At 43.5% G+C, this 7,341-nt stretch carries 8 protein-coding genes; all 8 read left to right on the top strand.

The features are described from left to right. Positions 1-551: 551 nt before the first annotated feature. A complete protein-coding gene (locus tag DKW60_RS21340; protein ID WP_109839692.1) occupies positions 552-2,288 on the top strand; it encodes a copper resistance system multicopper oxidase in 1,737 nt (578 codons plus the stop codon). A 14-nt stretch (positions 2,289-2,302) separates the two neighbouring features. Next, a complete protein-coding gene (locus DKW60_RS21335) occupies positions 2,303-3,430 on the top strand; it encodes a copper resistance protein B (protein WP_181389838.1) in 1,128 nt (375 codons plus the stop codon). A gap of 35 nt (positions 3,431-3,465) precedes the next feature. After that, on the top strand, positions 3,466-3,900 hold the full coding sequence (locus DKW60_RS21330; protein WP_181389837.1) for a copper resistance CopC family protein: 435 nt from the start codon (positions 3,466-3,468) through the stop codon (positions 3,898-3,900). Between the two features lie 56 nt (positions 3,901-3,956). Further along, positions 3,957-4,841: a copper resistance D family protein gene (locus DKW60_RS21325; RefSeq protein WP_109839689.1), complete on the top strand. Its 885-nt coding sequence runs from the start codon at positions 3,957-3,959 to the stop codon at positions 4,839-4,841. Positions 4,842-4,854: 13 nt separating this feature from the next. Then, positions 4,855-5,433: a DUF411 domain-containing protein gene (locus tag DKW60_RS21320; protein WP_219988864.1), complete on the top strand. Its 579-nt coding sequence runs from the start codon at positions 4,855-4,857 to the stop codon at positions 5,431-5,433. Positions 5,434-5,677: 244 nt separating this feature from the next. Further along, complete coding sequence (locus tag DKW60_RS21315; protein ID WP_146203545.1) at positions 5,678-6,058, top strand: cupredoxin domain-containing protein; 381 nt, start codon at positions 5,678-5,680, stop codon at positions 6,056-6,058. A gap of 124 nt (positions 6,059-6,182) precedes the next feature. Beyond that, a complete protein-coding gene (locus DKW60_RS21310; protein ID WP_109839687.1) occupies positions 6,183-6,851 on the top strand; it encodes a heavy metal response regulator transcription factor in 669 nt (222 codons plus the stop codon). Between the two features lie 41 nt (positions 6,852-6,892). Then, positions 6,893-7,341: hypothetical protein (locus tag DKW60_RS21305; RefSeq protein WP_146203544.1), on the top strand; the 449-nt coding region annotated here is incomplete at its 3' end.

Below are 7,341 nucleotides of genomic sequence, written 5' to 3'. Positions count from 1 at the left end.
TACTTCCTTTCTCATTTTCTTATTACTGATTTCCTTCAATGCAAACGCCATTGCTGGATCAGTGATGATGCTCAGTATGTCCCCAATGACATCAGACATGACGGGAAAATCTGAAATGACAAGTCACCCAATGACTAACGGTGAACATCAAATGTCTATGTCAGACATGTCAATGAATCACTGTCAATCACAACTATCTACAGACTCCAATTGTGAAGACAGTCACGATTGCGGGCTTTGTATGATGCATTGTAGTGCTGCGCTCATTAGCGAAATTACAGCGATTAATAGCCCTCCTCTGTTCAGCTTTGAACCGAATTACCATGTACAGGATGCACTCAGCACCCATTCTCGCCTGCTAAGACCTCCCAAATTCGCCTGAATTCTATCTAGCACCTCCCGCCTTTACTAAAAGTGTGTCGCAGATGCTCTATTTGATTACCTCTGAATAAAATACTGCTATTTGCAGCGTACTAAGCACCGTTCTATGTGGAATTTGGTTTAGACATTCAACCGGTAATCTCAATAAAAATTATTTATTTGGATTCAGTATGAAATATCATTCAAGCGATGATCGTGTTGTAGACCCAACACGCCGTCAATTCGTTCAAGGATTAACTGCCTCTGCGTTTATGGCAGGGCTTGCACCCTCAGGCCTGTTGGCAGCTACAGCCACAAGCCATCAGCCAGTACTAAGTGGAAATACTTTCGACTTAACTCTTGGCGAGACCGTCGTGAACCTCACTGGGAAACGTCGCATGGCAACGACCATTAACGACTCTCTACCCGGCCCGACTTTACGCATGAGGGAAGGTGAGGAAATCACTATTCGTGTGACAAATAAGATGTCTGTAACCTCCTCTATACACTGGCATGGACTGATTTTACCGGCCAATATGGATGGCGTGCCCGGCCTTAGTTTTGCAGGAATTAAACCGGGCGAGACCTTTACCTATCAATTTAAAGCCGTGCAAAGTGGCACCTACTGGTACCACAGTCACTCAGGATATCAGGAGCAAACAGGCCTTTATGGTTCAATTGTAATTGAGTCTCGTGAAGCGGACGTTGTGGCCTACGACCGCGATTATGTCGTATTGTTATCTGACTGGTCTGATGAGAAGCCAGAACAAATTTACGCCAAACTCAAAAAACTCAGTCATTACTACAGCACCAAAGAGCGTACGCTACGTGATCTAGCCAAAGAAGCCGCCTCAAAGGGCTTCAAAAAGGCCGTCGATGACCGCGAAATGTGGAATCAAATGCGTATGAGTGACCGTGACATCTCTGATGTAACGGGTTGGACATACACATTCCTGACTAATGGAAAAACACCTAGCGAAGGCTGGACAGGCACCTTTAAACCGGGTGAAAAAATACGACTACGCTTCATTAATGCAGCTGCGATGACCTTTTTTGATATCCGTATTCCTGGTTTAAAAATGCAAGTGGTGGCCACGGATGGACAAGACATTCAACCGGTTAGCAATATTGATGAATTCCGTATTGGTGTTGCAGAAACCTATGACGTGATCGTCGAACCAAACGCGGGTGCTTACACAGTATTCGCTCAGGCGATTGACCGGTCTGGCTATGCCAGAGGTACATTGACGAGTAATCCCGCACAACAAGCAACCATACCAACCATGGATCCTATGCCTATCCTGACTCATACCGATATGGGTATGTCTATGGGTGATATGGATGGCATGGATCACTCCTCAATGGGGGGAATGAATCATGACATGGCCAGTATGGATCATGGGGCGATGGAAAGCTCTGGAGGAGTGCAAGTAAAGCTCGGGCCTCAAGTAGATATGGTCGCGATGGATCCTCAGGTAAGACTGGATGATCCGGGCGTTGGGCTAAGGAACAATGGTCGCAAGGTACTCACCTACGCAGATATCAAGAATCGTTTTCCGACAATAGATAACCGTCCTCCTAGCCGCGAGATTGAACTTCATTTGACCGGAAATATGAGCCGTTATATGTGGTCGTTCAATGGCGTGAAATATGCTGACTCTAAACCGATCGGATTACGTTTTGGTGAACGTGTGCGCTTTACCTTGATCAACGACACTATGATGAACCATCCGGTTCACTTGCATGGTATGTGGAGTGAGCTGGAAACAGGCGACAACAACTTCCTACCCAGAAAACATACCATCGTGGTTCAACCTGGAGCCAAGATCAGCTACTTAGTGACAGCGGATGCAAAGGGGCAATGGGCTTACCACTGTCATTTGATTTATCACATGGACGGCATGTTCCGTCGAGTCATTGTGGCTTAAAGGGAGACATAGCAATGAAAGTAAAATTATCTGTGATGGTACTGGGCTTATGTATTTCACCAGCCGCTTTAGCCAAACACAAACCGATGACAATGGACTGTTCGCAGCCAATGCACGCAAAAATGACTTTTTGCAAAGATTTAGCCGCAAAGGAAGCTAAGCAAAAAGCCACTGAAGCCGCAAAGGAAGCTAAGCAAAAAGCCACTGAAGCCGCAAAGAAAAATACAACAGTAGACCATTCAAAAATGGATCATTCCAAGATGAACCATGCCCCAGCACCTGCTAAGAAAGCGACTGCTGCTAAAGTCGATCACTCGAAAATGGATCATTCCAAGATGAACCATGCCCCAGCACCTGCTAAGAAAGCGACCGCTGCTAAAGTCGATCACTCGAAAATGGATCACTCCAAGATGAACCATGCCCCAGCACCTGAAATGAAAATTCCGGTCAGTGATGGGGCATTGGCAGAAAATATCCCCTTGCCATTTCCCGGTGCAATGCACATGGAAGATGACCCCACTCTCTACAAGTTGATGATTGACTCACTAGAATATCAATACACTGATAGCGACATCGACTCTCTGGCACTAGATGCTGAGGCTTGGGTAGGTAAGGATCTACATAAATTCTGGCTTAAGACCGACTTGGAATCAGAAGACGGTAAGCTTGAAGAAGCAGAACTTCAAGCCTTGTACAGCCGTGCGCTAGACCCTTATTGGGACTTACAGCTTGGTATTCGCAAAGACTTTGAGCCGGTAAGTCGAGAATGGGCAGTAGTCGGATTTAAAGGGACGGCTCCATATATGTTTGATGTGGACGCTGCTTTGTTCTTTGGTAAAGGGGGACAGGTAGGTGCCCGCCTAAAAACAGAATACGAGATGATGCTCACTCAAAAAACTGCTTTAGCGCCGTCGCTAGGCATCAATATGTATAGCAAAGATGACCTTGAAGCAGGTATAGGCTCAGGTCTCTCCGATCTCGATTTTTCCCTGCGACTAAAGCATGAATTTAAACGAGAGTTTGCACCGTATATCGGCGTTAACTGGTCAAAAGCCTTTGGGGGTACCGCCGATATTCTAGAAGAAGAAGGAGAAAAAACATCCGATACACAACTATTGCTCGGCGTTGAAGCTTGGTTTTAATCACACTTAACACATTAATGAAAAGGAAATACACAATGAAATTTTTAAAGACAATGATGGTAGCTAGCTTACTCACGTTAAGCGCCTCTGCACTGGCCCATACTGGCATCAAATCAACCTACCCTGCCAATGAGCAAATGCTTGAAGCAGCACCAAAACAGCTAACCCTTAACTTTGGCGCTTCGGTCAGATTGATGAAAGTGATCTTAATGGATGGCGAACACAAAGACCTTAACATTGGTTTTAAGCCTAAGGCTGAGGCAGGTACTTCTTTCAAGATTGCCGTACCTGAAATAGAAGTTGGCGAGTATATGGTGAGTTGGACAACTATGGGAAAAGATGGTCATAAAATGTCTGGAGACTTTAGTTTTATGGTACACGGTGAAGGCATGAGCCATGACGACGGGCACGGCGATGACCATGAAACTGAGCAAAAGGATGATCATAAAGACGATGACCACGGTCACTAACGATTAACCTATCGCGTGGAGTTGCTTCGGCACTCCGCGTTTATAAGGACATAACAATGACTGCTCTTTCGCCTTGGATTGTCGCCATTTTTAGCAGCAAACTACTGCTTTATATCGCTTACGCTATGTCGGTTGGTGGTTTAGCGGCAGCCTTCATGATTCAGCGATATAAGCCTCAACATCTGCCATTTCTCGCTTACACGTTATGCGGAGTCATACTGGGTTTAAGTGTTGCAAGTTTAGATTTTTTTCTGCAAGTTGGATCATTTTCCGAGTCGGGTTTAGCCGGAATGTGGGACTCTAGCTTCATTGAAATTCTCTGGCAATCCGGTGTTGGCGTGAGTTACAAATTTCGGTTAGCCGGATGGTTTGGGTTACTGCTACTTGTCACAATAATGCGATTAATCCCCATTTATGCAAAGCCACTTTCTTTTACTGCGCTACTAGTATCACTGCTAATTTCGGCATCATTTACTATGGTTGGGCATACCGCTGAACAAGAGACATGCGTAAGGCTGGCACTTGTTCTACATATCTTTATTGCCATGTGGTGGGTTGGCTTACTCTATCCATTGAGCCATTGGTGCAAAGAGTTTCCAAGCAACACCTTACAGCTATTAATGCATGAGTTTGGAAAGCAAGCTTCAGTTTTGGTGGCATTACTCCTCATGGCTGGTGTTGGTATTTCTTATGCATTAGAAGGAAACTTTAAAACGCTATTCACCAGTATACATGGCAATATTTTATTATTAAAAATAGGTGTTGTCGCGGGAATCTTGTCACTGGCAGCAATGCATAAATTCCGCTTAGTTCCTGCTTTAAAAAACCGCCAGTCTGCTATGGCACTACGGTTTTCTATTAATGTAGAAATGGTCGTTGCCTTGCTAATTTTAATCATTACCGCTGTTCTAAGTACGCTATTTGGCCCGTCACACCTTTAATAAGGAAATTTTCATGAAAAATAAAACTTACTCAACAACCATTTCAGCACTCTTGATGACCATCATGGCTAGTGCTGTTAGTTTAAACCAGGTCGTGCATGCGGATGATGCGAAACCTACCGACATGTCAGCTATCGACACCAGCAAGGTTATCGATGTTGTTAAAACACCCCAAATCGTTACTACAGACACTTCTAAAGCTGAGGCACCAAAAGCCTTACCGCTCGTCACTGTTTATAAAAGCGCTACCTGTGGCTGCTGCTCAGCATGGATTGATCACATGAAAGATAATGGATTCCCTGTTGAAGCGCATAACTCTGACAACCTAAATGAGTACAAGGTTAAAGCCAAATTAGGCGCAAGTCTGGGGTCTTGTCATACCGCTTTTGTCGATGGCTATGCTATTGAGGGACATGTACCGGCCAATGATATTAAGCGGCTACTCTCTGAGAAACCTGATATTTCCGGACTGACTGCCCCTGGTATGCCCATGAATTCCCCGGGTATGGCCCCCAAGGGAAGTAAGCCATCGGGTTATGACGTAATTAGTTTTAAGGATGGTGAAGCAGTGGGTGTTTTTACTAAATACTAATCTCAAACACGTCATAATAAAGCGATCATATTATGAATAAAACCTTATATAGTTTCTTATTTATTAGCCTATTAGTACTGGTCGCTTTAGTACTCAAGATGGCCCAGATAAACCCGTTTCAGGCCGTTGGTATACTCCAAATCAGCTTGCGCTAGGAAAAACCGTCTTTACCAACAACTGCGCAGCTTGCCATGGTGACGGACATGGCACTGAAGGTTCAATGGAAGGTCATGAGGGACATAAAATGAGTGCCGTTGGTATGCCCGCTGCAAAAGGTGCTGTACCCAATAAAACTATTACTGTTCATATGATGGATACCATGAAATATAACTTCTCTAACCTTGCAGGTATTGAAGAAGGTGATATCGTCAAATTCGTTGTAATGAATAAAGGAAAAATTCCTCACGAATTCGGAATTGGCAGCATTGAAGAGCAAGTTGCGCACAGAAAAATGATGAAAGAGATGCCAAACATGAAGCATGAAGACGGCAGCACTGTAAGCGTGGAGCCGGGGAAATCCAAAGAATTGATTTGGCAGTTTATTGGTGATGAAACCGCGCAGTTTGCTTGCAATGTACCAGGGCACTTTGAAGCGGGTATGCACGCAGAGGTTGAGCTTCACTAAACTAATGAACTAATTATTATTAATTCCCTGCAAGATCAAGGGTCGTGAATAGCAATTTGTTATCTCGGCCCTTTTTATAGGTCGATGCAAAAGTATTTAGCAATAAAGGGATAGGAAGATAATCATGAAGTTACTAGTGATCGAAGATGAAATTAAAACTGGGCAGTACTTACAAAAAGGCTTGTCTGAATCCGGATACACGGTTGATCTTAGCCAAGATGGTGTTGATGGACTGTATCAAGCGACTAGTCAAGAATATGACCTGATCGTATTGGATATTATGTTACCTAAGTTAAATGGTTGGCAGGTACTACAGACTCTTCGAAGTAGTAAAATTAATACCCCAGTGATCATGCTAACTGCTAAAGACCAAATTGATGATCGAGTAAAAGGGCTTGAGTTAGGAGCAAATGATTATTTAGTGAAACCGTTTGCCTTTGCAGAATTAGTCGCTCGTGTGCAGAACGCACTACGCCACAAAATAAACCAAGCTGATCCGATTAAAGAGTTGAATACAATTCAAATTGCAGATTTGGAACTGAATTTATTAAAGCGCACAGCAAGTAGACAAGGTAAATTAATTGCATTAACAGCCAAAGAATTTCTATTACTTGAACTCTTCATGCGTAAAGCAGGTCAGGTTTTATCACGATCAATCATTGCCTCACTCGTGTGGGACATGACATTTGATAGTGACACAAATGTTATTGATGTTGCCGTGAAGAGATTTCGTAGCAAAGTGGACAAACCTTATGATCAACCACTAATTCATACTGTCAGGGGGATGGGGTAGAGGTTTGAAGCTGCATCATGATATTCAAAAGCAAACCATCAATGCGCAAACACTTGATTCTGATGTTTCTTGCGACTTCAATTATTCTACATGTAATAGTTGGGGCGGTCATTCAACATACCGTTCAAACCCACTTTTATAATCAAGATTATCAGCATATCACTGAAAAATTTGCAGCTATAAAACGGTTTAATCTAACGGGTGACTTTGATGACCAGATAGTAAAGAACCTTGATATTAGTGCTTTAAAAATCTGGATCATCAAGAACGATGCTGTGAGTTATCAGAATTCTGATACAGCACTGCCTATACCCAAGATACCTTTTTTATTAAATCAGAAAAATACGAAGCAGTCGTTGGATTGGGAGCACAAGGGTAACCGGTACCTAGCTTTCTCTTTTGCTTTTAACAATGAAACTACTCTCGTCATGGGGGCCAATATTAACCACCACATTGAGTTTTTCAAGGTGGCGGTGTTTTTCAAGGTAGT

The sequence above is a fragment of the Leucothrix pacifica genome (genome assembly GCF_003172875.1).
GTDB classification, from domain to species: domain Bacteria; phylum Pseudomonadota; class Gammaproteobacteria; order Thiotrichales; family Thiotrichaceae; genus Leucothrix; species Leucothrix pacifica.
This window is presented reverse-complemented; position numbering and strand designations above follow the sequence as displayed.

Excerpts from the sequence above, each read along its gene's own strand:
- DKW60_RS21340 (WP_109839692.1), top strand. The coding sequence starts at position 552 with ATGAAATATCATTCAAGCGATGATCGTGTTGTAGACCCAACACGCCGT.
- DKW60_RS21335 (WP_181389838.1), top strand. The coding sequence starts at position 2,303 with ATGAAAGTAAAATTATCTGTGATGGTACTGGGCTTATGTATTTCACCA.
- DKW60_RS21330 (WP_181389837.1), top strand. The coding sequence starts at position 3,466 with ATGAAATTTTTAAAGACAATGATGGTAGCTAGCTTACTCACGTTAAGC.
- DKW60_RS21325 (WP_109839689.1), top strand. The coding sequence starts at position 3,957 with ATGACTGCTCTTTCGCCTTGGATTGTCGCCATTTTTAGCAGCAAACTA.
- DKW60_RS21320 (WP_219988864.1), top strand. The coding sequence starts at position 4,855 with ATGAAAAATAAAACTTACTCAACAACCATTTCAGCACTCTTGATGACC.
- DKW60_RS21315 (WP_146203545.1), top strand. The coding sequence starts at position 5,678 with ATGAGTGCCGTTGGTATGCCCGCTGCAAAAGGTGCTGTACCCAATAAA.
- DKW60_RS21310 (WP_109839687.1), top strand. The coding sequence starts at position 6,183 with ATGAAGTTACTAGTGATCGAAGATGAAATTAAAACTGGGCAGTACTTA.